We start from the raw sequence: 23,756 nt of genomic DNA, 5'->3' as shown, positions 1-23,756 counted from the left end.
TCATGGCAAAGGCCAAAAAGCTCTTCACCATCGGCTATGAGCAGACGCCGCCAAAGGCCGTACTCGACGAGCTGGAGCAATCCGGCGTCAAGCTCGTCGTCGACGTGCGCGCGGTGACGTCATCGCGCCGACCCGGCTTTTCCAAGAAGCAGTTGTCCGCGGGCCTCGATGAACGCGGCATCGCCTATGTCCACCTCGCGGCGCTCGGAACGCCCAAGGAAGGCCGCCTCGCCGCCCGCAGCGGGCAATACGATGTGCTGGAGAAGATTTTCTCAAAGCACCTGAAGACGCCGGAGGCCCGCGAGCAGATGGACGAGCTCTCGGCACTGGTGAAGAAAGCCGGTCCCGTCTGCCTGCTCTGCTACGAGCGTGACCACACCCATTGCCACCGCCAGATGATTGCGGAGATCATCGAGGATCGGGATGGCGTGGCGGTGAAGAATTTGGCGGGGCGGCAGGTGTAGCGGTCGTTCGTGTACCGTCCGCTTGAGCAGAAGGACGACGACTCTATCCGTAGCCGTCATCCTGAGGTGGCCGCTTCTTCAGCGGCCCTCGAAGGACGACGGCGTGCCGCGGAGATCGCACCTCGGCCGTTCATCCTTCGAGGCTCGCAAGAGCTCGCGCCTCAGGATGACGGTTCTAACTTCGGTGCGTAGTGCACAACTAAAACGGCGAATGGCGAAAGCCTATCCCTCTCCCGCCAGCCTAAACGTCCCTTCCATCATCTGCACGCAACGCCCGCCGACATGAGCGGAGACGATCTTGCCGTCCTGCTTGCGCACGCGCGTCTGCAGGATGCTCGGCCGGCCCATGTCAAAACCCTGCCCAACCGTGAGCTTCAACTCGCCGTCGCGCGTGGCATCGAGCTCGGCGAACAGCGCGGCTGCGGCAACCGTGGCGCTGCCGGTGGCGGGATCTTCGGCGAGGCCGCTGGCGCCGCGCATGAACATGCGCGCCTGCCGCTCGCACGGCGCCTCCGCTGCGGGCACATCGCGCGTATAGAACCACGCCGCGAACGCGCCGTCGCACGGAAACACCTTGCCGAAGGCCGCCGCGTCGGGCCTGGCCCGCTCGAGCGCATCGCGCGAGTGCAGCTCAATCACCAGAAACGGCGTTCCAACACTGACGACCTGCGGCGCGTGACGGTCGACCTTGATGTCGTCTGCACTGAGCGAGATGCAGCTTGCGGCATCAGCGGCAGACAATTGCGACAGGCGCGCCAAAGGCTGCGGTGCGGTGAGCTCGGTGCTGATCACGCGGCCCTGCTCTCGCGAGATATCGACCGGCACCAGCCCCGCCTTCTCCTCGAACCGCAGGCGCGGCTTCGGCTCCTTCGCGATCGTCGCCAGCACGAAGGCGGTACCGACATTGGGATGGCCAGCGAAAGGAAGCTCCCTGACAGGCGTGAAGATGCGCACCTCGGCATCATTCGCGTTGTCGCGCGGCGGCAGCACGAAGGTCGTCTCGGAATAGTTGAACTCGGTCGCGACCGACTGCATTTGCGCGGTCGACAACCCGCCGGCATCGAGCACCACGGCGAGCTGGTTGCCGCCGAAGGCACGGTCGGTGAACACGTCGACGGTGATGTAGCGGCGCTGCATCTTTCGCTTCCTCATGCAAGTCGCGGCCGCAACCGGCCGCATCGCCGGCAGTCTACAAGCCGACGACATCGCTCGTCATGCCCCAATATTCGGTGCAATCGGAGCAATCGCGATGACGTGCGTGAAGCCGAGAAGCGGCTTCTACAATGCAAGACCAGGCTAGCAGTGATAGTTCATCACGCGCCTTCAGCGAAGCGCGACCCACTTCAACGAAGCGCGACCCGCATTTGAAGGCGCGCTATCCCAATTGAAACACCGCCACCTTCTGCTGATAGCCGCGTACCTCGACCTCGCCGAGCGCGACGGCATCGCTGCCGTCCTCGCCCAGCGCCTCGCGGACGGCCGCGGAGATCAGGAGCTGCGAGCCGAACTCCTTGTTCAGCGCCTCCAGCCGGGAGGCGAAGTTCACGGTGTCTCCGATGACGGTGTATTCCTTGCGCCGGGGTGAGCCAATATTGCCGGCGACGACCTCGCCGAAATGGATGCCGATTCCGATTCTGAGCGGCCAGCTCGTCTGCGCGTTGATGCGCTCCATCGCGGTCAGCATCTCGCGGCCCGCGGCGACCGCGCGGTGCGCGGCGTCGGAGGTCTCGAGCGGGGCGCCGAACAGGGCAAGAAAGCCGTCGCCCAGAAACTTGTTCACGATGCCGCCCTCGCGGTCGAGAATGTCGACGAGAACGGCGAAGGCACCGTCGAGCCTATCGACCACCTCCTGCGGGGTGCGCGACTGCGCGCCCGTGGTGAAGCCTCGGAAATCGACGAACATCACGGCGACGCGGCGGAGGTCGCCGGCGGCGCTCGTCCCCGCCGCCATCAGCCGCTCCACCACCTGAGGGGAAACGTGCTGGCCGAACAGGTTGGTCACCCGGTCGCGCGCGGTCGCTGCCGCAATGCTCGCGGCGAACTGGCGCCGGAGCTGCGCACCGACCGCGCCTGCAAGCACGCCACAGATCAGGATGATGGTGCTTCGCACCGCGTGGAAATAGATCTGCGGCTCGCCGCTCCCGCTGACGGGGTCGAAGATCAGCGCCACGGTGAGCAGCTCACCCGCAGCAACGAAGCCGGTGAAGGTGGACAGCCAGAAGTCGAGCCGCAGGGTCGAGAGGATGACGAAAATGAAATAGATCAGCGGCACGACGAAGCCGAGCGCCTGGCTCGCACCCATGCTGCGGATCTGCAGGATCAGGATGACGGTCGGCAGCGAGGTCTCGATCAGCGCACCGATATAGCGCCGGATCACCGGCAGATCGCGGTCGAGCTTGAGGTTTCGCCTGATCTGGCTATGGACCCAGACCTCGAACAGGATGAAGCCGGTCAAGAGACCATAAACCTCGGCAAGCCCCTCCGTGCCCCGCCAGACCCGCTGCACCACGGAGGAATCGACGAGATAGATCGCGGTGAGGAACACGACGATGACGCAGCCCGTCGTGATCAGCGCCCTCACCCGTACGAGCTCGGTACGCAGCACTTCGCGCGTCAGCTCGCGCTCGAAGTCCTCGGACATGACGGCATGCTGCCGGGCCTTCCTGCTCGCAAAACTGACCATCCTGCCCCCTTGATTCCAGCGGCATCTTGCCTCAATCCAGCGTGCGGCGGAAGCGCGTCACGGCGATGGTCATGGCGAGCAGCATCAGGACTGCCAGCGCCAGCGCGTCGAAATGCAAATTTTGCATGCTCGCGCCCTTCAGCATGATGGCGCGGACGATGCGGAGATAGTGCGTCAGCGGCAGGCATTCGCCGACATATTGCGCCCAGGCCGGCATCCCGGCAAACGGGAACATGAAGCCGGACAGCAAGATGCTCGGCAGGAAGAACATCATCGACATCTGCATCGCCTGGAGCTGATTCTGCACCAGCGTCGAGATGGTGTACCCGATCGCCAGATTGGTCGTGATGAACAGCGTCGAGAGCAGCGCCAGCAGGAACAGATTGCCGAGCACCGGCACGCCGAACAGGCCGACCCCGATGCCGATGATGAGGAACGCCTGCACGAAGCCCACCAGCACGTAAGGGATGATCTTGCCGAACATCACCTCGACCGGCCTGATCGGCATCGACAGCAGGCTCTCCATCGTGCCGCGCTCGACCTCGCGCGTGACCGAGAGCGCGGTGAAGATCAGCATGGTCATGGTGAGGATAGTGCCGACGAGGCCCGGCACGATGTTGAGGCTCGACGCGGCGGCGGGGTTGTAGCGGGCGTGGGCGCGGATCTCGAATGGCATCTCCGGGGGATTTCCGATGTAGAGATCGTGTTTGAGTGCGGTCTGCACGACCATGCCAAGCGAGCCGATCGCCGCGCTCGCTGCGACCGGATCGGTCGCGTCGGCCGCAACCAGCAGCGCAGGTCTGTCGCCGCGCCGTACCGCCCGCTCGAAGCCGCGCGGGATCTCGACGCCGAACAGCACCTTGCCGGACTTCAGCAAATTGTCGAAATCGTCGACGTCGTGCACCTCGTAGATGAAGCGGAAATAGGCCGTATTCTCCAGCGCCTTCAGGATCGAGCGGGCGAGATCGGAATCCTCCTGGAGCAGCACCGCGCTCGGCAGATTATGCGGCGTGGTGTTGATGGCATAGCCGAACAAGAGCAGCTGCATCACCGGCAGCATCACGATCATCGCAAACGACACGCGGTCGCGCCCGAGCTGGATGAACTCCTTGATCAGCATCGCATAGGAGCGCCGCAGGAAGCCGAAGCGCTCGCGGATTTCGCGTGCGGGAGCCGGACGATCGACGGCGCTCATTGGAAATTGTCCTTGGAACGGCTCATCAATTCGATGAACACGTCTTCCAGTGACGGCGATGATTTGTGCCAGCGCAGCCCGCTTTTCTCGCGCCATGGCGCGATGCTGGCTTCCAGGGCGGCGACGTCGCGGCCGGAGACGTGCAGCGACGTGCCGAACGGCGCCACCATGTCGATTCCGGCCTTGCCAGTGAGCGCAGCCGTGAGCTCGTTGAGGTCCTCGCCCGTCACGGTGTAAGTCGTCAGCGCGGATTTCGCGATCACCTCCTCCACGGTGCCATGCACGAGCAGATGGCCATAGGCGATGTAGGCGATCTCGTGACAGCGCTCGGCCTCGTCCATGTAGTGGGTCGAGACCAGCACTGTGAGACCGTCGGCCGCGAGTGCATGAATCTCGTTCCAGAAATCGCGCCGCGCCTTCGGGTCGACGCCGGCGGTCGGTTCGTCCAAGAGCAGCAGTTTCGGACTCGGCAATGTGCAGGCACCTAGCGCCAACCGCTGCTTCCAGCCGCCGGAGAGTTCGCCGGCGAGCTGTTCCTCGCGCCCCGAGAGCCCGATCCGCTTGATCATGTCGCGCGCGGCGCCGCGTGCATCGCGAAGGCCGTATAGGCGCGCGACGAATTCGAGGTTTTCGCGGACAGAGAGATCCTGATAGAGGCTGAAGCGCTGGGTCATGTAACCGACCTGGCGCTTGATCTTTTCGGCATCGCGCCTGATGTCGTAGCCGAGGCAGGTGCCCTCGCCGCTGTCGGGCGTGAGCAGGCCGCAGAGGATGCGGATGGTCGTCGTCTTGCCCGAGCCGTTCGGGCCGAGGAAGCCGTAGATCGAACCGCGCTTCACCTGCATCGACAAATCGTGCACGACCTCGCGGCCACCGAACGACTTGGTCAGGCCCTTGACGTCGATCGCGATGCCATTGCCGCCGCTCATCGCTTGTCCGCCACGGGGGTTTTTGGATTGAAATGGACGTCGATGGGTTGTCCGACGCGCAGCGCATCGGGGCGCGACGGCCGCGCCTGGATCAGATAGACGAGCTTGTTGCGCTCCTCGAGACTGTAGATGACAGGCGGGGTGTATTCGGCCGAAGTCGCGATGAAATAGATCTTTGCGGTGAGATCGGCGGCGCAATTGTCGCACGCGACCCGCACGGTATCGCCGATCGCAAGCTTCGGCAGCTCGGTCTCCGGCACGAAGAAGCGCAGCTTCATGTTGCCGGGCGGCATGATCGAGAGCACCGGCCGCTGCGCCGCCACCATTTCGCCCTCGCGAAAATAGATCTGCTGGATGGTACCGGCAACGGGCGCAAAGCCCTTGCGACGCGCCATCCGCGTCTCCGAGGTCGCCACCCGCGCCTCGGCGACGCGCAAGGCGGAGACGGCCGAGTCGAGATTGGCCTGCGTGCCCGAGCCGGTCTTGCTCAGCGAAGCCGCGCGGTCATAGGTCTGCTGCGCGTTGGCAAGCGTCGCCTTGTTCTGGTTGAAATCGGCAAGCTGGAGATCGTCGTCGACGGAATAGAGGTGATCGCCGACCTTGACCTCGTCGCCCTCGCGGATGTTCAGCTTCGTCACGCGGCCCGCTTCGTCCGGGCTGACGAAGATCATGTCGGCCTCGACCCAGCCCTGGAAGCCGGGCTCACGTTTCTCCTGGCACCCGGCAAGCCCGGTTGCGAGCGCGATGATCAGTGCAGCTCCGAAAATTACCTGCGACGACCTCATGTCGTGCTCCGTTCGCCAAAAATCAAATCGAGATGAACGCGCAGCATGTCCTGCGCGTCGAGCGGCGCGTGCCGCGCAAACAGGCTCTGCCAGATCACCGCGATCATCGCGGGTGCGACCAGGATCTGCGGGTAATGCGCCAGGTTCTTCTGGCGTATCTCGCCGCGGGCGATGGCGAGTTCGATCAGCGCGCGCATGGCGGCGATGCCGCGTGAGACGACCTCGCGGTAGTAGAAATCGGCCACGGAGGGAAAGCGCGGTCCCTCGGCCACGATCAGGCGCACGAGATCGCCGCGCCTGGTGCCGATGACTTCCTTCAGGAAGTTGCTGGCAAACGTCTCGACGAGATCGCGCACCGAGCCCGCCGGCGGCGGCAATGCCGTCAACCGCGTCACAACAGGCACGATCACGGTCCGCACCAGCTCCTCGAACATCGATTCCTTGTCCCTGAAGTGCAGGTAGATGGTGCCCTTGGCGACACCCGCGCGCTTCGCGATGTCGTCGAGCCGCGTCGCGGCAAAGCCGCGCGCGATGAATTCCTCCATCGCGGCATCCACGATCGCCGCACGCCGTTCCGCCGCACGCGTGGCACGGCTCGACGCGGGGGCCGGGTCGTTGTCAGCACGTGCAGAGGCCTTCGCGTTGGCGCGAGTTGCGGGCGTGGTGGCTTTGGCGGGCTTCTTGATCATCCGCACAAGATGACTGACTGGTCAGTCATAGTCAAGGCACAGCATTGCGGACCTAGTGGCCAACAAATTAGTCTTGACTAATTCATTAGCGTATACTAATCTAACTTCTATGATCGAAGCCGCCCCAAATCCCGTCACCACAGTGATGCGCGCCCTTGCCGATCCAACCCGGCGCGCCGTGTTCGAGCGCGTCTTCGAGAGCAAGGAGATCAGCGTCGCCGAGCTCACGCGCGGCAGCGGCGTGACGCAAGGCGCGATCTCGCAACATTTGAAGTCCCTCAAGCAGGCCGGCCTCGTCGCCGAGCGTGCCGAGGGCCGCAACGTCTATTACCGTGCCGCGCCGCAAGGCCTCGAACCGCTGGTCTCCTGGATGGACCATTACGGCGTGTTCTGGCGCGAGCGCTTCCAGAACCTGCGTGACCTCTTGAAGGAGATCGACCCGTGAGTGCTGTTGAATTGAAAGCCGAGACAAAAGACATCGTCCTCGACGAGGTGCTCCCTCACGCGCCGGAGACGATCTGGAAGGCGCTGACCAGCGCCCAGCTGATCGCGCGCTGGCTGATGCCGCCGAGCGGTTTCGAGCCTGTCGAAGGCAACACCTTCACCTATCAGACTACGCCGGGCGGCGCCTGGGATGGCGTCATCCATTGCCGCGTCCTCGAAGTCATGCCGAACCGGCGCCTCGTCTACGCGTGGAAGGGCGGCGATGAGCGCAACACCGGCTACGGCGCGCCGCTCGACACTATCGTGACGTGGTCCCTCACCCCGGTGGAGGCCGGCACGCGGATCCGTCTGGTTCATGCGGGCTTCGTCATACCCAGGAACGAATCCGCCTACACGGGCATGAGCGGCGGCTGGAAGAAGGTCGTCCGCCAGCTCGACGAGATCAGCGGCGAAGATAAGTAAGGAGTTGTCGCAATGACCAATCCGTTTACCGGCGGCTGCGCCTGCGGCGCGATCCGCTATTCGATCGCTAGTGAGCCCCTGTTCAGCAATCACTGCCAATGCCGGGACTGCCAGCGCGAAAGCGGCAGCGGCCACGGCTCCTACGTAACCTTCGCACGCGCCGGCGTCACGCTTACCGGCGAGGCGAAGCATTGGGACATGGTCGCCAACAGCGGCAACGTGAAGACGCGCGGTTTCTGCACGCAGTGCGGCGTGCCTGTGTACATGACCTTCGCGACACAGCCCGACGTCTTTACGATCCGCGCCGCTAGCCTCGACGAGCCTGCCCGCTACAAGCCGCAGGCGGTCACTTTCGCCGCGCGCGGACATGACTGGGATCGTCTTGACCCGGACCTGCCGAAATTCGCGGGCATGCCGCCGGGATAAGGCATCGCAAAAGGAAGCGCGCGCAAGACCGCGCGCGTTCACGTCAACTATGAAACTTCAGCCCATCAACGATCTTGTCGATCACCTTGCGCTCGGCGCGCACCGCGAGTCCGACGAGGTTGAGGTCAGGGCGCGCCACCGCCCTTACCGCCTCGCGGTTGGCAGCATCGTGCGTGGTCTTGAACATGTCCTGGGTGTAGACCGCCGGCTTGACGCTACGCGTCAGTGCCCGATCGAGCGCGCGCGTCAATGCGGGACCGTCGGCGCCATAGATCAGGATGGGCTGGCCGATCAGAGCGTGATATCTCGTGCCCGACGCGTCCTCATAGGGCTCGCCAATGCATTCCGGAAAGGCTGCGGCGATGCCGCTGGTGAGGAAGGCCGCGACGTTGAGCTTCTGCCAGACTTGAAGATCGGTGCGAATCACGATGGCGATCTTGGTATCGAACTGCATGCAACTCCCCGACTGTCATTCCGGATTCGATGCTACGCACCATCGGAATGACCGCAACAGGAATCAACCCTTAGCGTCGCAGGCCCATGCGCGGATCACGCATTCCTTGCCGCCGTATTTGTAGCATTCGCGCGTCGCGGCATTGAGCGTGGCCGAGATCTTCGGCTTGACGGCATAGCCATAGGCGCCGCAGGGATTGGACAGATCGACCGACATCGCGGCGCAGGCGCGCTTCATCGTCACGGTCGTGCAATCGCCCTTGCACTGCTTCTGCGCCGCGGCACGCGCTTCGCGCTCGGCGCCGTAATCAAAGGCCTGGCCATAGGCGCCACACTTGCCGACCGCAAATGCACCGGCGGCGTGCGCATCCGTGATATGGCGAGCGCCCGCGACGCAGACCGACAGCACAAAGAAAAACATCGCGCAACGGCGCGCGACGACGTTCGAAGCCATGGAAAAACCCCTCCCCCCAAGGCAGGTGGAGTGGACTGTAAGCGCCGGTCGTTTCCAGATGGTGAACGGGACGTTGAAATCGGCAGGCTGGGAGGCGCTTCGTAGGGTGGATTAGCGAAGCGTAATCCACCAACTTCGTTCCGCGACCGGTGAAGCGTGGTGGGTTACGCTTCGCTAACCCACCCTACAAGAGCTATCCCCGCCGTGCCGCTTCCAACGCCTGCGGCGTGTCGATGTCGAGAAAGGCGCTCTCGCCATCCACCGGCACTTCGGCGACTGCCTCGGTGTGCTTGGCGATCAGATGGCGCGCGCCGACATCGCCGTCGAGCGTCATCAACTCCTTGAAGAAGCGGCGCGACCACAGCACGGGATTGCCGCGGCGGCCCTCGCTGACGGGCACGACGATGAGATTACCGCGGTCCGGTGCGAACGCGTCGATGAGACGATCGATCAGACCGGCATCGATCAGCGGCATGTCGCCGAGGCAGACCACAGCGCCGTCGGACGTCTCGGGGACGGCCGCGATCCCGGCCTTGACCGAGCTTGCGATGCCGCCGGCAAAATCCGGATTTTTGACGAAACGCACCTTCAGGCCTTGCAAGGCTTGCTCGATCAGCTCGGTCTGATGGCCGGTGACGACGATCACCTCGGACGCCTTGGAGGCCAGCGCCTGCTCGGTCGCGATTCGCACCAGCTTCTTGCCGTCGAGCTCAGCTAGAAGCTTGTTCGGCCCACCCATCCGGGTCGAGCGGCCCGCCGCGAGCACGATGACCGCGACCTGGTTGTTGCCCTCGATCTCCGGTTTTGCGCGCGGCTGCGGGCGTGTAACGATCTCCATCAGGAGACCGCCGACGCCCATGCCCATCAGCTCGGAACGCGTCACCTTGATGCCGGCCAGGAGCCGCATCAGCACCCAGTCAAAGCCGTTCTCGACCGGCGAGCGCGCACAGCCGGGCGCACCCAGCACAGGCACAGTGCCGGCCCGGGCAATCAGCAGCAGATTGCCGGGATCGACCGGCATGCCGAAATGCTCGATCTCGCCGCCGATTCCGGTCACCGCCGCAGGGATCACGTCGCGGCGATCAGCGATCGCGGATGCCCCGAACACGATGACGAGCTCGGCGCCAAGACCCAGCAATTCCTTGATCGCAACCGACAGCGCCTGCTCCTCATGCGGGACCCGCCGCTCGGCGATGATGCCGGCCCCGGCCGGCGCCAGCCGCTCGGCGGTGACGCGCAACGTCTTGTCGATCACCTTGGAGGACAGGCCGGGCAGCAGGGTCGAGACCACGCCGACACGCTTGATCGCGTAAGGCGCGATCTTCAGCACGTCGCGACCCGCGGCCTTCACCGCGGCATCACGCAACTTCCCTTCGACGCCGAACGGGATGATCTTGACGGTGCCAACCATCTCGCCCTCGACCACCGGCTTGAAGGCGGAGAGCGTGGCAAAGGTAATGGCCTCGTCGATATTGTTGATGCGGTCCACCGCGGCGCGATCGATCACCAGCACGCCCGGGCGCGCGGCGAACAGATTGGCGCGACCGGTGAAGGCACGCTCGACGTGAATGCCATCGCCACCAACGGCAAGCGCGATGCTGGCGGCAGCGATGTCCTCGGAGACATCGCCCTCCTCCATCCGCACCACCACGACGTCCTTGATGCCGGCGCGCTCCAGCGCCTCGACCTCGGCTGGGCCGATCGTCGTGCCCTTCTTCAGCACCAGCGGTCCCTGACGCAGGGTGTGGACGGTCACCCCGCCGATCGCATCCCTGGGGCTCGCCGGGCCGAATTTCATGCAGCTTCTTCTTTTTCTTTGGGCGGCAGGCGAAGCACCGCCGTGATCTCGGCCATGATCGACACCGCGATCTCGGATGGCGAGACCGCACCGATCGCAAGCCCGATCGGCGCGTGGATGCGCGCGATGTCAGCCTCCTTGGCGCCCTGCGCCCGCAGCCGGTCGCCGCGCTTGGCGTGCGTCTTCCGCGAGCCGAGCGCGCCGATATAGAAGCAGTTGCGCTCGAAGGCGTGCAGCAGCGCGGGGTCGTCGATCTTGGGATCGTGCGTTACCGCGACGAAAGCTGTATAGGCATCGACATTAAGCGACGGCAGCGCCGTGTCGGGCCATTCCGCAACCAGCGGAATGTCGGGGAAGCGCTCCGGGCTCGCAAAGGCCGTGCGCGGGTCGACTACGGTGACGTCGTAGCCGAGCGAGCGCGCCAGCGGCGCCAGGGCCTGGCTGATATGAACGGCGCCGACGATGACGAGCTTTGCGGTCGGCGCGTAGACGTTGAGGAAGAGCTTCTTGCCGCCGGCTTCGACACTGGCGCTTTTGCCCATGCGGAGCTGCTTGTCGAGCTCGGCGCGCAAAGGATCCTTACTGAAGTCGTCGGCCTTCACCAGGCGCTGCTCGCCGCTCTCGGTGTCGGTCACCAGGATCACCGGGCGGCGCGCGGCGCGCTCGGCATTGAGTTCGTGCAGGATTGCGAGCTTCACGGCTAGCCGACCTTCTCGACGAAGACGCGGATGGTGCCGCCGCAGGACAGCCCGACATTCCAGGCAGTCTCGTCGGCAACGCCAAACTCCAGCATCCTGGGCTTGCCGCTCTGGATCACATCCATGGCCTCGGTGACCACGGCGCCCTCGACGCAGCCGCCGGAGACGGACCCCAGGAACGTGCCCTCGTCGTTGATGACGAGGCTCGAGCCCGCCGGACGCGGTGCCGAGCCCCAGGTCTCCACTACGGTGGCCAGCGCGACGCCACGGCCGGCCTTCTGCCAGTCCTCCGCCGCCTTCAGAATATCCTCGTCGCGATCGAGCATGGCTACCTCTCAGGCTGCGGAGCGGATCAGGCTGCGGTGATGCGGCGGCAGCGGCCGGGAGAGCGTGGTGATCAGCTCCTGGATCGAGCTCAAATTATGTACGGGGCGGAATTCGTCAACGTGCGGCAGCATCATTTTGATGCCCTGGGCCTTGGCCTCGAAGCCGCCAAACCGCAGCAGCGGGTTGAGCCAGATCAGCCGCCGGCAGGAGCGGTGCAGCCGGTCCATCTCGAAGGCGAGCTTGGAATCGGCCTCCCGCTCCAGCCCGTCGGAGATCAGCAGCACGATGGCGCCCTGGCTCAGCACGCGGCGCGCCCACAATTTGTTGAAATTGTGCAGGGAAGCCGAGATCCGGGTGCCGCCGGCCCAGTCCTCGACCGAGGCCGAGCAGCTCGCCAGCGCCTCGTCGGGGTCACGTTGGCGCAGCGCCCGGGTCACGTTGGTGAGGCGAGTGCCGAACAGGAACACCGAGACACGTTTGCGCGCGTCCCCTATGGCATGCAGGAAATGCAGGAACAGGCGGGTGTACTCGCTCATCGAACCCGAGATGTCGAGCAGCGCGACGATCGGCGCCGGTTTCTCGATCCGCCCGAGGCGATGGATGTCGATGATGTCGCCGCCGGTGCGCAACGAGGCGCGCAGCGTGCGGCGGAGATCAAGGCGCAGGCCGCGGGGATCGGGCAGGTGCCGGCGCGTCAAAAGCTCGGCCTGCGGCAATCGCATCCGCTCGACGGCGCGGAGCGCTTCGGTGATCTCTGCCGCGCTCATCTGCGCAAAATCCTTTTTCTGAAGGATTTCCTTGTCCGAGACAGACAGGCGCAAATCCTGCTCCTGGTGCTGCGGCGTCTCCGTCATGCGCGGTTGCGACATCGCCTCCTGCACACGGCGCGAGCCGGCCTGTGGCTTCTTCTTGGCTTGCTCCGGCAACGGCACCGAATCCAGCATGTGCTTCCACTCTTCCGAGGCGCGGAAGAACAGGTTGAAGGCCTGCTTGAAGATCAGCGCATGCTCGTGGCGCTTGACGAAGATCGCCTCCAGGGTGGTGAAGACGTCGACGCGTTTGCCGATGTCGATCACCTCAAGCGCGCTCATGGCATCGATGACCGCACCCGGCCCGACCGGCATGCCGGCCGAACGCAGCGCGCGGGCGAAGCCGACAATGTTGTCGGCGAATTGCTCGGTTTGCTCAGGCGCAAGGTGGTTGATGGCCATGGTTCATCCTCGCTCCGTCATTCCGGGGCGTCGCGAAGCAACGAACCCGGAATCCAGAGATTGTGGCGCGAGATTCTAAGGTGCGCAATTGCGCACCAGAGTTCGCGCTCACGCGCGCCCCGGAATGAGGCTAGTCGCTCGTCACGTCCTTCAGCACCTTCTGCAAGGTGTCGCCCTGCATCCGCGTGATGTCGTCCTGATACTTGAGCAGCGCGCCCAGCGTGTCGCCGACCACTTGCGGGGTCAGGGATCGGGCGTCGAGCTCCGACAGCGCGGTGGCCCAATCGATGGTCTCGGCGACGCCCGGCGACTTGTAGAAATCCTGATTGCGCAGCGCCTGGACGAAGCGCACGACCTGCTGCGACAATTTTGCGGAGATGCCCGGCACGCGCGACTTGACGATCGCGAGCTCGCGATCGGCGTCGGGATAATCGACCCAGTGATAGAGACAGCGCCGCTTCAGCGCGTCGTGGATCTCGCGGGTGCGATTGGAGGTGATAATGACGATCGGCGGGCTCGGCGCCTTCACGGTGCCGAATTCGGGGATCGTCACCTGGAAGTCGCTGAGGATTTCGAGCAGATACGCTTCGAACGCCTCGTCGGCGCGGTCGAGCTCGTCGATCAGCAGCACCGGCGGCCCGGCGACGTCGGGCTCGAGCGCCTGGAGCAGCGGTCGCTTGATCATGTAGCGATCGGCGAAAATGTCGGACGACAATTGATCGCGATCGGTGTCGCCGGCGGCTTCCGCCATCCGGATCGCGATCATCTGCGCGGCGCTATTCCACTCGTAGACTGCCGAAGAGACGTCGAGGCCTTCGTAACATTGCAGGCGGATCAGCTTCCGCCCAAGGGCCGCCGACAGCACTTTTGCGATCTCGGTCTTGCCGACGCCGGCCTCGCCTTCCAGAAACAGCGGCCGGCCCATGCGCAGCGACAGATAGGTCACCGTGGCCAGCGATCGCTCGGCGAGATAGCCGCGCGACGTCAGGAGTTCGAGCATCGAATCGACCGATGCCGGCAAGGCACCGGACGTGTTGGCCGCTGAGGTCATGAAAAAGCCAGTCTCGCTACGCCCTCACCGGGGACAAGTTTGGGCCGAGGCGTGAGGATCACTCACTCCTTGGCGTTGGCGGCATCGAGGGCACGCCGCGTCAGCACGCCGATGAGGTGCGCGCGGTATTCGGCGCTGCCATGGATGTCGCTGTTGAGGCCGTCCGCCGGCACCTCGATGCCGTCAAGCGCCTTCGCGGCGAAGCGCTTCTTCAGGGCTTCCTCCAACGCGGTGACACGGAACACGCCTTCGGAGCCGGCGCCGGTGACCGCGACCCGAACATCGGAGGGACGCCGCGTCACGAACACGCCGACCAGCGCGTAACGCGAGGCCTGGTTGCGGAACTTAATATAGGCCGCCTTCTTCGGCAGCGGGAACATTACCTTGGTGATGATCTCGTCGGCCTCGAGTGCCGTCGTGAACAGGCCCTGGAAGTACTCTTCTGCCTTGAGGCGCCGCTTGTTGGTGACGATGGTGGCGCCGAGCGCCAACACCGCAGCCGGATAGTCCGCGGTCGGATCGTTGTTGGCGAGCGAGCCGCCGATCGTGCCCTTGTGGCGCACGGCGGGATCGCCGATCTGGCCGGCAAGGTTCGCGAGCGCCGGGATCGCCTCGCCGACGATGGCGGAGCTTGCGACCTCGGCATGCCGGGCGGTGGCACCGATCACGAGCGCGCGGCCCTTCATCTCGATCGTGTTGAGCCCATCGATATGAGAGAGGTCGACCAGATGCGGCGGGCTGGCGAGGCGCTGCTTCATGACGGGAATCAGCGTGTGGCCGCCGGCGATCACCTTGGCGTCTTCGTTCTTCACCAGGAGGTTGGCGGCCTGCCGAACGGTCCCGGGGCGATGGTATTTGAAATCGTACATCTGAATGTCCTGATCGCAGAGTGCGCGCGCGGTTTACGCGAGATCGGATTTCGCCATCGCCTTGGCGCCGGCGGAGATCGAGGTGACGATGTTCTGGTAGCCGGTGCAGCGGCAGAGATTGCCTTCCAGCTCCTCGCGGATGGTGTGGTCGTCGAGCTCGTTGCCCTTGCGATGGACGATGTCGATCGCGGTCATGATCATGCCGGGCGTGCAGAAGCCGCACTGCAGGCCGTGGTGTTCGCGGAAGGCCTCCTGCATCGGATGCAGCGGCGCGCCGTCGGCGGCCAGCCCCTCGATCGTCTTGACCTCGTGGCCATCGGCCATCACCGCGAGCGTGGTGCAGGACTTCACGGCCTTGCCGTCCAGATGCACGACGCAGGCGCCGCACTGCGAGGTGTCGCAGCCAACATGGGTGCCGGTGAGCCGCAGATTCTCGCGCAGGAACTGCACCAGCAGGGTGCGGGGATCGACATTGGCCGTGACAGGATTGCCGTTCACGATGAGGGAGATTTTTGCCATAAGCACTCTCTATCAGCGCCCCGACGGGTCCCGTCGAAGCGGTTCTTATAATTATTCCAACCCATCATATGGGCCATTATGCCCCGGGGCAACATCACCGGGAATGCAAGGCGCCATGACAAAACGCGATATGCCGAAAGGCGCCATGCTTGAGGTATTGGCCTTCAGCCCTGTACCGCCTTGGCGAAGTTCGCGAAAAATTCGTCGGCCAGTTTCTTGGCGGCGCCGTTGATCAGGCGCTGACCGAGCTGCGCCAACTTGCCGCCGATCTGCGCCTCGACCTCGTAGGACAAAAGCGTGCCGCCGTCCTTCTCCGCAAGCTTGACCACGGCACCACCCTTGGCGAAGCCGGCCACCCCGCCCTCGCCTTCGCCGGAGATCTTGTAGCCGTTCGGCGGGTCGAGATCGGACAGCGTGACCTTGCCCTTGAAGCGCGCCGACACCGGGCCGACCTTCATTTTCGCGGTCGCACGAAAGCCGCCATCGTCGGTCTTCTCCAGCTCCTCGCAGCCGGGAATGCAGGCCTTCAGCACCTCGGCATCGTTGAGCTTGGCCCACACGGCCTCGCGCGGCGCCGCAAGCTGGACTTCGCCGTTCATCGTCATGGCCATTGGGTGCCTCCCGGGATATCGAACTCGGATCGCGCAACTATAATGCAGCTCAAGTACCGCAGCGAGGCGGCAAAAGCAAAGGGTGGCCCCCGGTCACGTGCAATGCATATTCGCAACTGCAAAAAGCTTGCGCCGGCGGCTTGGGATTGGCACAGGCGGGCCATGGTGGTTAGGTCGCACAACATGAGCACATCCCTCTCCCCCCTGCTCGCGCCGATGCTGTCGAGCGTGGCCATGCGCGCGGTCTGCGACGACCGGTCGACCCTCCAGAACATGCTCGATTTCGAGGCAGCGCTGGCCCGAGCCGAGGCGGCCACAAGTGTGATTCCCGCGTCCGCGGTGGGCCCGATCGAAGCCGCTTGCAAGGCCGATACCTTTGACATGGCCGCGCTGGCTGAGGCCGCCATGCGATCCGGCAATCTCGCGATCCCCCTGGTCAAGACGTTGACCGCCAATGTCGCCAGGACCGATGCAGAGGCCGCACGCTACGTGCATTGGGGCGCGACCAGCCAGGACGTCATCGACACCGCGACCATGCTCACGCTTCGCGCCGGCATCGTTGCGCTGGACGCCGATCTCGGCCGCGCCATTAAAGGCTTTGCCGCGCTGGCACGAGCCCACCGCAACACGGCAATGGTGGCGCGAACCTGGCTCCAGCACGCCCTGCCGATGCCGTTCGGGCTGAAGGCTGCCGAATACGCAGCAAGCCTTGCCCGCGCCCGCTGCCGCTTGAGGCGGCTCTCCCGCGAGGGCCTCGCACTGCAATTCGGCGGCGCGGCCGGCACGCTTGCAGCACTTGGCGACAAGGGCCTCGTGGTTTCCGAACGGCTGGCGCAGGAGCTGAACCTGCCGCTGCCCGAAGCGCCCTGGCACACCCATCGCGACCGCATCGCGGAAGCCGCATCAGCTTTCGCGATTCTCGCCGGCAGCTGCGGCAAGATCGCCCGCGACGTCTCACTGATGATGCAGACCGATGTCGGCGAAGCGTTCGAGCCTGCCGGCGAAGGCCGCGGCGGCTCCTCGACCATGCCGCACAAGCGCAACCCGGTGGCCGCCGCAAGCGCGCTCGGCTGCGCAACCATGGCGCCGCAGCTCGCCGCGACGATATTCGCTGCGCAGGTGCAGGACCATGAGCGCAGCGCTGGCCCCTGGCACGCGGAATGGCCGACGCTGCCGCAATTGATGCTGGTCACCTCCGGCGCGCTTGCCGCCATCGTCGACGTCGCGGAAGGACTGGACGTCGATGCGGCGCGCATGCGCAGCAATCTCGATGCGACGCACGGGCTGATCATGGCGGAAGCGGTCACCTTTGCGCTGGCCGAGACGATCGGCAAGAGCGATGCGCATCATCTGATCGAGGCCGCGAGCAAGCGCGCGGTCGCCGAGAAGAAGCATCTGCGCGAGGTGCTCGCAGCCGATTCGCAGGTCACTGCGCATCTTTCGCTGGAAAAAATTGCGGCGTTGTTCGAGCCGATGGCCTATCAAGGCGCTTCCCAAGCCCTGATCGACCGCCTGCTCGACAGCCTCGAACGCGAATAAAGCAGTCCTGAGCGCAAATAAAACGGAGACGCCCGCATGCCCATGATCGATGCCGACGGTTGCCTGATCAACGTCTCCGTCGAGGGCCGCGACGGCGGGCCGACGCTGATGCTCTCGAACTCGCTCGGCTGCACGCTGCAGATGTGGGAGCCGCAGATGAAGGCGCTGACGCAGATATTCCGCGTCATTCGCTACGACCGCCGCGGCCACGGCAAGTCCAACATTCCGCCCGGCCCCTATACGATGGAGCGCTTCGGCCGCGACGTGCTGGCCATCCTCGACGACCTCAATATCGAGAAAGTGCACTGGTGCGGCCTGTCGATGGGCGGCATGGTCGGGCAATGGCTGGGCGCGAACGCGCCGGAGCGCTTCGGCAAGCTCATCCTCGCCAACACCTCCTGCTACTATGCCGAGCCGACCAAATGGCTGGAGCGCATCGACGCCGTGAAGAAGGGCGGCATCGCCGCCGTCGCCGATGCCGTTATTGCCGGCTGGCTCACCCAGGATTTCCGCGAGCGCGCACCCGACATCACCGCCAGGATGAAGGCGATGCTGCTGGCCTCGCCGGTCGAAGGCTATCTCGCCTGCTGCGAGGCGCTGTCGACGCTCGATCAACGCGCGCTGCTGCCGAAGATCAAGAGCCCGACGCTGGTGATCGCCGGCCGCCACGACATGGCGACGCCGATTTCGGCGGGCGAACTGATCCGCTCGAGCATTCCCGGCGCGAGCATGACCATCATCGACGCCGCCCACATTTCCAATGTCGAGCAGCCACACGCGTTCACCGACGCGGTCGTGGGCTTTTTGACGCAACGCTGATCGCGCCATCGTCATTCCGGGCCGATGCGAGGCATCGAGCCCGGAATCTCGATCCGCATTTCACCCACTTCGAGATTCCGGGTTCGCCTCTCCGAGGCGGCCCGGAATGACTGATCCGGAGGAGAACAGCATGGACGACCAGAAACGCCGCGATGCCGGCATGAACGTGCGCCGAAAAGTGCTGGGCAATGCCTGGGTCGACAAGTCGATCGCGGGTCGCAATGCATTCAACACCGATTTCCAGGACATGATCACGCGCTACGCCTGGGGCGAGATCTGGACGCGGCCGCATTTCGACGAGCGAACGCGGCGGGTGCTGGTGATCGGCACCATGGTTGCGCTTGGCCAATGGGACGAATTCCGCCTGCATGTGCGCGCGGCGCTCGCCGAGGGCGGCTTCACGCCCGACGACATCAAGGAAATTCTGCTGCAGCAAGCGATCTATTGCGGCGTGCCGGCCGCGAACCACGCCGTCAAGGAAGCCTCAGCGATTGTGCAGGAGCTCGGCCTGCTCAAGACCTAGCGGCGGGGTCGCCTCGACGGTCTTCTGAACGATCTTGGGCGCCGCCTCGGGCCGTTCGATCACCACCACGATGGCGGCACCGAGCAGGAGCAGGAGCTCAGTGGCGTGCAGCCGCAGCGCGGCCATCTCGCCGACCTTCGAAGCCATGATCATGCTCGCAAACGAGATCAGGCTGCCGATCGCAAGCGCAATGCCGAGCGCTTCGTCGCTGCCGCCGTTCTTGCGGATGCGGGGGATGCAGAGCAGCGCAAGGTAGATCGCAAAGAACGCCACCACGGTCAGTCGCCCCAGGGCCAGCAGCCAGGCGGCGCGCACCGTGTCCATGCCCGCCATCTGGAGATGGTCGCTGAGGAAAAGAGCGACTGCGACGCTCGGCCGCTCATAGAGGCCGTGCACCGGCGCCACCATGATGTTGAAGGCAACGAGGGTCCAGGCCGGGATGAAATAGGCCGCCAGCAGTGCGCCGTTGACCGAACCGATACGCCAGTTTCCGAACATGCCGCTTCCCGCTTCGCTTGGCCCGCGCCTTCGGTGGAAGGCCTTGCCGGGAGCTAACTCGCATCAGACTGTGGCGGCAATTTAAACCCTTTGTTTACCTTAACTGCCTCCCGACGGGCATCCAATTGGGCGCCGGCGGAACCGGTTCCGCCCATTGCCCGGGGGAACCGGAGCGGCAAATGATCTCTGTAAAAGCCTTGATGCGGCGGCGGGGCCGGGTTGCAGCCGCCAGTTCCCTCCTGTTACAAAACGAGAATGCTTAAGGGCTGCCGGAGCCCGAGAAGAAACCAGCACTCTCTCTCGAAGAGTTCCCTTTGAGCCGCGTCAGATTTGGGTACGGCAGCCTATGGATTATTTCGCCCAGCAGTTCATCAACGGCCTCGTGCTCGGCTCGATCTACGGGCTGATCGCGATCGGCTACACGATGGTCTACGGCATCGTCGGCATGATCAACTTCGCCCATGGCGATGTCTTCATGATCGGCGGCTTCATCGCCCTGATCACCTTCCTTCTCCTGGTCTCGACCGGCCTGACTGCGGTCCCGGTGATCCTTTTGATCGTGATCCTGGTCTCGATGGCGGTCACAGCGCTGTATGGCTGGACCATCGAGCGCATTGCCTACCGTCCGCTGCGGCACTCCTTCCGCCTCGCTCCGATGCTGTCGGCGATCGGCATGTCGTTCGTGCTGACCAACTATTCGCAGGTGGCGCAAGGCGCGCGGGTGAAGCCAGTGCCGCCAGTGATCACCGGCGGCTATACGCTGCACGAGAGCGCCGATGGCTTCGTCATCCAGCTCTCCAACATCCAGATCGTGGTGGTCATCACCACCATCGTGTTGCTGGCGATCTTCACCTGGCTGGTGTCGCGCACCCGGCTCGGGCGCGACATGCGCGCCTGCGAGCAGGACCAGACCATGGCGGCGCTGCTCGGCGTCAACGTCGACCGCACCATCTCCATGACCTTCGTGATCGGCGCTGCGCTCGCCGCAGTGGCCGGCCTGATGTACCTGCTCTATTACGGCCTGGTCGATTTCTTCATGGGCTTCGTCGCCGGCATCAAGGCGTTCACTGCGGCCGTACTCGGCGGCATCGGCTCGCTGCCCGGCGCCATGCTCGGGGGGCTCGCCATCGGTCTGATCGAGACGTTCTGGTCGGCCTATTTCTCGGTCGAATACAAGGACGTCGCCGCGTTCTCGATCCTGATCGTCGTGCTGATCTTCATGCCGACCGGCCTGCTCGGCCGTCCCGAAGTCGAAAAAGTCTGACGGTCGCGCGTGAACACACCCTCGATCAATACGGCCAAAGCTGCATCGGGCATCCCCGCTCTCCTGAAGACCGCCGGCTTCAACGCGCTGATCGCGCTGGTGCTGTTCTCGCTGATGGTCGGCGTCCGCACCGAAGCCGGTTCAGACGGCCAGCTCACCTATTGGACGCGCTTCGGCGAGGTCGCCTCCCTCGTCGCCGCGGTATTCGGCGGCTCGATCGTGCTCGAGCTGCTCAAGCAATGGATCGGTCCGACCGGCGCCGAGAAGCTGGTGCCGCCGGCGGTGCAGAGCGGAATGTCGTTCCTCGGCCGCTACCTCGCACCGGCGCTCCTGATCTTCACGCTGCTGGTGCCCGTGATCTTCTATGACCAGCGCTACATCCTCGATCTCGCCATCCTCGTGCTCACCTATGTGATGCTGGGCTGGGGGCTGAACGTCGTGGTTGGCCTCGCCGGCCTGCTCGATCTCGGCTACGTCGCCTTCTATGCAGTCGGCGCCTATTCTTACGCGCTGCTCGCGACCAATTTCGGTTGGTCGTTCTGGATCTGCCTGCCGCTAGCGGGCGTCCTCGCCGCATTCTGGGGCGTGCTGCTCGGCTTTCCCGTGCTGCGCCTGCGCGGCGATTACCTCGCCATCGTGACGCTCGCCTTCGGCGAGATCATCCGCCTCGTCATCATCAATTGGCAGGATCTGACCGGCGGTCCCAACGGCGTCTCCAGCATTCCCCGCCCCTCCTTCTTCGGCATCCCGCTCGACAACAGCGACAACGGGCTCGCCGCCAGGCTCGGTATCGAATATTCGCCGACCCACCGCATCGTCTTCCTGTTCTACCTGATCCTGGCGCTCGCGCTGCTCACCAACTGGGTGACGATCCGGTTGCGCCGCCTGCCGATCGGCCGCGCCTGGGAAGCCCTGCGCGAGGACGAGGTCGCCTGCCGCGCGCTCGGCATCAACACCACGACGACCAAGCTCACGGCATTCGCGACCGGTGCGATGTTCGGCGGCTTTGCCGGCGCGTTCTTCGCGACACGCCAGGGCTTCATCAGCCCGGAATCCTTCACCTTCCAGGAATCGGCACTGGTACTCGCCATCGTCGTACTCGGCGGCATGGGCTCGCAGCTTGGTGTCGCGCTCGCAGCGCTCGCCATGATCGGCGGTTTCGAGCTATTCCGGAGCCTCGAGAGCTATCGCATGCTGGTGTTCGGCATGGCCATGGTGCTGATCATGATCTGGCGGCCGCGCGGCCTGATCGGCCATCGCGCGCCGACCGTGTATCTGACCAAGGCACACGCGATCTCATCCGAACTCGTCAAGGAGGGGCACGGATGAGCCGCGACCAGATTCTCGAGGTCGACCGGCTCACCATGCGCTTCGGCGGCATCGTCGCGGTGCAGGACCTGTCGTTTGCTGCCGAGCGGAAGAAGATCACCGCGCTGATCGGACCCAACGGCGCCGGTAAGACGACGGTGTTCAACTGCATCACCGGATTCTACAAGCCGAGCGGCGGCGCCATCCGCCTCAGCCATGACGATGGCAAGGTGATCGCGCTGGAGCGGCTGAACGATTTCCGCATCGCCAAGCAGGCCAAGGTCGCCCGCACCTTCCAGAACATCCGCCTGTTTCCCGGCATGACCGCGCTGGAAAACCTGATGGTGGCGCAGCACAACGCGCTGATGCGCGCCTCCGGCTTTACCTTGCTCGGGCTCGTTGGCGCGCCCGTCTACCGCGACGCCGAGAAGCGCGCGATCGATCTCGCCACCGACTGGCTCAAGCGGGTCAATTTGCTCGATCGCGCCGACGATGCCGCCGGTAATTTTGCCTATGGCGACCAGCGACGGCTCGAGATCGCACGCGCGATGTGCACCGAGCCCGCGCTCTTGTGCCTGGACGAGCCCGCCGCCGGCCTCAATGCGCGCGAGAGTGCCGCCCTGAGCGAGTTGCTGCTGTCGATCCGCAACGAGCTCGGCACCTCGATCCTGCTGATCGAGCACGACATGTCTGTCGTGATGGAGATCTCCGACCATATCGTGGTGATGGACCACGGGGTGAAGATCTCTGAAGGCTCCCCGCGCGAGGTTCGCGACGATCCAAAGGTGATCGCCGCCTATCTCGGCACAGATGAGGAAGAGGCGGCGGCCGTGATGGAGAGCGGGTCGTGACGTCGCCCACTGCCCTGCTCGCGATCCGCGGCCTTCGCGCCGCCTACGGCAAGATCGAAGCGCTGAAAGGCGTCGACCTCGAGATCACTGCCGGCGAGATCGTGGCGCTGATCGGTGCCAACGGTGCCGGCAAGTCGACGCTGATGATGACGATCTTCGGCAAGCCGCGCGCCCGCGCCGGCCAGATCCTGTACGAAGGCCGCGACATCACCGAAGTGCCCACCCACGAGATCGCGCATTTGCGCATCGCGCAATCGCCGGAGGGCCGCCGCATCTTCCCGCGCATGAGCGTGGCGGAAAATCTCCAGATGGGCGCGGACGCCACCGAATGCACCGACGCCGAACGCGAGGCGACGCTAGAACGCGTGTTCGCGCTGTTTCCGCGGCTGAAGGAACGCTACGCCCAGCGCGGCGGAACCCTGTCCGGCGGCGAGCAGCAGATGCTGGCCATCGGCCGCGCCTTGATGAGCCGTCCTCGGCTGCTCCTGCTCGACGAACCCTCGCTCGGTCTGGCGCCGCTGATCGCGCGCCAGATTTTCGATGCGATCCGCACTCTGAACCGGCAGGACGGCCTGACCGTGCTGATCGTCGAGCAGAACGCCAACCATGCGCTCAAACTCGCCCATCGTGGTTATGTCATGGTCAATGGCCTGATCACGTTGGCCGGGACCGGTGCCGAGTTGTTGCAGCGCCCCGAGATTCGCGCCGCCTACCTGGAAGGCGGCCGGCACGGTTGAGGCGCCCGAAAGCGAACCCGTGCGGCCGAATGAGGCGAGATATCTCTGCCAATGCCCGTATTTTGCCGGTGACTTCTCCTCAAATTCATTCAAGAATGGCGCCGGTTTGAACCGGGCATGCCCGGTAACTTCCACAGGCGACCACCCTC

Annotated in this window: 28 protein-coding genes; 11 read left to right on the top strand and 17 right to left on the bottom strand. The window is 64.7% G+C overall.

From position 1 onward, the window contains the following. The first annotated feature begins 2 nt into the window (after nt 1–2). Nucleotides 3–464, top strand: a complete 462-nt coding sequence (locus tag AC0L27_RS13560) for a DUF488 domain-containing protein (RefSeq protein ID WP_354208546.1) — start codon at nt 3–5, stop codon at nt 462–464. A gap of 222 nt (nt 465–686) precedes the next feature. Here AC0L27_RS13560 and AC0L27_RS13555 read toward each other — a convergent pair whose 3' ends face one another. The 6 genes from AC0L27_RS13555 to AC0L27_RS13530 all read right to left on the bottom strand — a co-directional run bounded on the left by AC0L27_RS13555 (nt 687) and on the right by AC0L27_RS13530 (nt 6,745). Continuing rightward, the gene (locus AC0L27_RS13555; protein ID WP_354208545.1) at nt 687–1,601 is read right to left on the bottom strand and encodes a PhzF family phenazine biosynthesis protein; all 915 of its coding nucleotides are present in this window, start codon (nt 1,599–1,601) and stop codon (nt 687–689) included. A gap of 238 nt (nt 1,602–1,839) precedes the next feature. Beyond that, nucleotides 1,840–3,147: an adenylate/guanylate cyclase domain-containing protein gene (locus AC0L27_RS13550; RefSeq protein WP_354208544.1), complete on the bottom strand. Its 1,308-nt coding sequence runs from the start codon at nt 3,145–3,147 to the stop codon at nt 1,840–1,842. A gap of 31 nt (nt 3,148–3,178) precedes the next feature. Next, nucleotides 3,179–4,342, bottom strand: coding sequence for an ABC transporter permease (locus AC0L27_RS13545; RefSeq protein ID WP_354208542.1), 1,164 nt, complete (start codon nt 4,340–4,342; stop codon nt 3,179–3,181). Beyond that, complete coding sequence (locus tag AC0L27_RS13540; RefSeq protein WP_354208541.1) at nt 4,339–5,271, bottom strand: ABC transporter ATP-binding protein; 933 nt, start codon at nt 5,269–5,271, stop codon at nt 4,339–4,341. Before AC0L27_RS13540 ends, AC0L27_RS13545 begins: the two co-directional genes overlap by 4 nt. Next, the gene (locus tag AC0L27_RS13535; protein ID WP_354208540.1) at nt 5,268–6,056 is read right to left on the bottom strand and encodes an HlyD family secretion protein; all 789 of its coding nucleotides are present in this window, start codon (nt 6,054–6,056) and stop codon (nt 5,268–5,270) included. Before AC0L27_RS13535 ends, AC0L27_RS13540 begins: the two co-directional genes overlap by 4 nt. Beyond that, entirely contained in the window at nt 6,053–6,745 is a 693-nt protein-coding gene (locus tag AC0L27_RS13530; RefSeq protein ID WP_354208539.1) for a TetR/AcrR family transcriptional regulator, read from the bottom strand. The genes AC0L27_RS13535 and AC0L27_RS13530 overlap by 4 nt, the downstream gene beginning before the upstream one ends. Before the next feature lie 109 nt (nt 6,746–6,854). Between AC0L27_RS13530 and AC0L27_RS13525 the strand changes: the two genes are divergently transcribed. The 3 genes from AC0L27_RS13525 to AC0L27_RS13515 are packed head-to-tail and all read left to right on the top strand — an operon-like array spanning nt 6,855 to nt 8,077. Continuing rightward, the gene (locus AC0L27_RS13525) at nt 6,855–7,190 is read left to right on the top strand and encodes an ArsR/SmtB family transcription factor (RefSeq protein WP_007611986.1); all 336 of its coding nucleotides are present in this window, start codon (nt 6,855–6,857) and stop codon (nt 7,188–7,190) included. After that, on the top strand, nt 7,187–7,651 hold the full coding sequence (locus AC0L27_RS13520; protein ID WP_275170126.1) for an SRPBCC family protein: 465 nt from the start codon (nt 7,187–7,189) through the stop codon (nt 7,649–7,651). Before AC0L27_RS13525 ends, AC0L27_RS13520 begins: the two co-directional genes overlap by 4 nt. A 12-nt stretch (nt 7,652–7,663) precedes the next feature. Continuing rightward, the gene (locus AC0L27_RS13515; RefSeq protein ID WP_275170125.1) at nt 7,664–8,077 is read left to right on the top strand and encodes a GFA family protein; all 414 of its coding nucleotides are present in this window, start codon (nt 7,664–7,666) and stop codon (nt 8,075–8,077) included. Between the two features lie 43 nt (nt 8,078–8,120). Here the strand turns inward: AC0L27_RS13515 and AC0L27_RS13510 are convergent, their stop codons facing one another. The 10 genes from AC0L27_RS13510 to AC0L27_RS13465 form a co-directional block, all read right to left on the bottom strand. Further along, a complete protein-coding gene (locus tag AC0L27_RS13510; RefSeq protein WP_354208538.1) occupies nt 8,121–8,531 on the bottom strand; it encodes a DUF2000 family protein in 411 nt (136 codons plus the stop codon). A gap of 63 nt (nt 8,532–8,594) precedes the next feature. Further along, nucleotides 8,595–8,984 (bottom strand): DUF4189 domain-containing protein, encoded by a 390-nt coding sequence (locus AC0L27_RS13505; protein ID WP_354208537.1) that lies wholly within the window; start codon nt 8,982–8,984, stop codon nt 8,595–8,597. A 193-nt stretch (nt 8,985–9,177) separates the two neighbouring features. Then, nucleotides 9,178–10,782, bottom strand: coding sequence for a molybdopterin-binding/glycosyltransferase family 2 protein (locus AC0L27_RS13500; protein ID WP_354208536.1), 1,605 nt, complete (start codon nt 10,780–10,782; stop codon nt 9,178–9,180). Next, nucleotides 10,779–11,480 carry an XdhC family protein gene (locus tag AC0L27_RS13495; protein ID WP_354208534.1) on the bottom strand — a complete coding sequence of 234 codons (702 nt, stop codon included), beginning with the start codon at nt 11,478–11,480 and terminating at the stop codon, nt 10,779–10,781. Before AC0L27_RS13495 ends, AC0L27_RS13500 begins: the two co-directional genes overlap by 4 nt. Nucleotides 11,481–11,482: 2 nt before the next feature. Beyond that, the gene (locus AC0L27_RS13490) at nt 11,483–11,806 is read right to left on the bottom strand and encodes an XdhC family protein (RefSeq protein ID WP_007602422.1); all 324 of its coding nucleotides are present in this window, start codon (nt 11,804–11,806) and stop codon (nt 11,483–11,485) included. A gap of 9 nt (nt 11,807–11,815) precedes the next feature. Further along, nucleotides 11,816–13,018 (bottom strand): vWA domain-containing protein, encoded by a 1,203-nt coding sequence (locus AC0L27_RS13485; protein WP_354208533.1) that lies wholly within the window; start codon nt 13,016–13,018, stop codon nt 11,816–11,818. A 130-nt stretch (nt 13,019–13,148) separates the two neighbouring features. Further along, the gene (locus tag AC0L27_RS13480; RefSeq protein WP_354208532.1) at nt 13,149–14,069 is read right to left on the bottom strand and encodes an AAA family ATPase; all 921 of its coding nucleotides are present in this window, start codon (nt 14,067–14,069) and stop codon (nt 13,149–13,151) included. A 62-nt stretch (nt 14,070–14,131) separates the two neighbouring features. Further along, nucleotides 14,132–14,938: an FAD binding domain-containing protein gene (locus tag AC0L27_RS13475; RefSeq protein WP_354208531.1), complete on the bottom strand. Its 807-nt coding sequence runs from the start codon at nt 14,936–14,938 to the stop codon at nt 14,132–14,134. A gap of 33 nt (nt 14,939–14,971) precedes the next feature. Further along, a complete protein-coding gene (locus AC0L27_RS13470; RefSeq protein ID WP_007602418.1) occupies nt 14,972–15,457 on the bottom strand; it encodes a (2Fe-2S)-binding protein in 486 nt (161 codons plus the stop codon). Between the two features lie 164 nt (nt 15,458–15,621). Next, entirely contained in the window at nt 15,622–16,068 is a 447-nt protein-coding gene (locus tag AC0L27_RS13465; protein ID WP_018455582.1) for an SRPBCC family protein, read from the bottom strand. A gap of 183 nt (nt 16,069–16,251) precedes the next feature. Between AC0L27_RS13465 and AC0L27_RS13460 the strand changes: the two genes are divergently transcribed. The 3 genes from AC0L27_RS13460 to AC0L27_RS13450 all read left to right on the top strand — a co-directional run bounded on the left by AC0L27_RS13460 (nt 16,252) and on the right by AC0L27_RS13450 (nt 18,949). Further along, nucleotides 16,252–17,607: a 3-carboxy-cis,cis-muconate cycloisomerase gene (locus AC0L27_RS13460; protein WP_354208530.1), complete on the top strand. Its 1,356-nt coding sequence runs from the start codon at nt 16,252–16,254 to the stop codon at nt 17,605–17,607. A gap of 36 nt (nt 17,608–17,643) precedes the next feature. Next, complete coding sequence (gene pcaD / locus AC0L27_RS13455) at nt 17,644–18,426, top strand: 3-oxoadipate enol-lactonase (RefSeq protein WP_473319414.1); 783 nt, start codon at nt 17,644–17,646, stop codon at nt 18,424–18,426. Between the two features lie 130 nt (nt 18,427–18,556). Continuing rightward, entirely contained in the window at nt 18,557–18,949 is a 393-nt protein-coding gene (locus tag AC0L27_RS13450) for a carboxymuconolactone decarboxylase family protein (protein ID WP_027567707.1), read from the top strand. Here the strand turns inward: AC0L27_RS13450 and AC0L27_RS13445 are convergent. After that, the gene (locus AC0L27_RS13445) at nt 18,911–19,447 is read right to left on the bottom strand and encodes a hypothetical protein (protein WP_007602413.1); all 537 of its coding nucleotides are present in this window, start codon (nt 19,445–19,447) and stop codon (nt 18,911–18,913) included. The two genes, AC0L27_RS13450 and AC0L27_RS13445, sit on opposite strands and share 39 nt — an antisense overlap. A 346-nt stretch (nt 19,448–19,793) precedes the next feature. Between AC0L27_RS13445 and AC0L27_RS13440 the strand changes: the two genes are divergently transcribed. From AC0L27_RS13440 to AC0L27_RS13425, 4 genes are read left to right on the top strand one after another with little or no spacing between them, the layout of a single operon-like run. Beyond that, nucleotides 19,794–20,711, top strand: a complete 918-nt coding sequence (locus AC0L27_RS13440; protein WP_354208528.1) for an ABC transporter permease subunit — start codon at nt 19,794–19,796, stop codon at nt 20,709–20,711. A gap of 9 nt (nt 20,712–20,720) precedes the next feature. Further along, complete coding sequence (gene livM / locus AC0L27_RS13435) at nt 20,721–22,040, top strand: high-affinity branched-chain amino acid ABC transporter permease LivM (RefSeq protein ID WP_354208527.1); 1,320 nt, start codon at nt 20,721–20,723, stop codon at nt 22,038–22,040. Then, nucleotides 22,037–22,870 carry an ABC transporter ATP-binding protein gene (locus AC0L27_RS13430; RefSeq protein ID WP_275170113.1) on the top strand — a complete coding sequence of 278 codons (834 nt, stop codon included), beginning with the start codon at nt 22,037–22,039 and terminating at the stop codon, nt 22,868–22,870. Before livM ends, AC0L27_RS13430 begins: the two co-directional genes overlap by 4 nt. Then, on the top strand, nt 22,867–23,607 hold the full coding sequence (locus AC0L27_RS13425) for an ABC transporter ATP-binding protein (protein ID WP_354208526.1): 741 nt from the start codon (nt 22,867–22,869) through the stop codon (nt 23,605–23,607). Before AC0L27_RS13430 ends, AC0L27_RS13425 begins: the two co-directional genes overlap by 4 nt. Nucleotides 23,608–23,756 lie beyond the last annotated feature (149 nt).

The organism is Bradyrhizobium sp. Ken51 (genome assembly GCF_055807435.1).
The sequence above is the reverse complement of the archived record's forward strand: the minus strand, read 5'-3'. Positions and strand labels throughout refer to the sequence as shown.